Below are 249 nucleotides of genomic sequence, written 5' to 3'. Positions count from 1 at the left end.
GCCAGCATCGTGCTGAGCTTGCCGCCGAGTACCAGCAATTGATGGTCAAGTTCGAGCCAGGATATCCAGCGGCCAAGGCGATCCAGTCCCAGATCGATCAGCTTGATCGCTCGATCTCGCGCGAAGAAAGCCGCATCACCGGATCACTTGAGGCCGATTACCGCGAAGCGTTGCAGCGCGAGCAACAGCTCCAGGCGAAGGTTGCGCAGCTTAAATCGGGGTATCTCGACCTCCGTCGGCGTTCGATCC

At 59.4% G+C, this 249-nt stretch carries 1 pseudogene; it reads left to right on the top strand.

Annotation, left to right across the window (positions count from 1 at the left end):
• Positions 1 to 249: pseudogene (locus LD028_RS09290) on the top strand (exopolysaccharide biosynthesis protein); the annotation flags it as partial.

The organism is Anoxybacillus sp. LAT27, assembly GCF_022030075.1.
Taxonomy (GTDB): domain Bacteria; phylum Bacillota; class Bacilli; order Bacillales; family Anoxybacillaceae; genus Anoxybacillus; species Anoxybacillus kestanbolensis.
The sequence above is the reverse complement of the archived record's forward strand: the minus strand, read 5'-3'. Positions and strand labels throughout refer to the sequence as shown.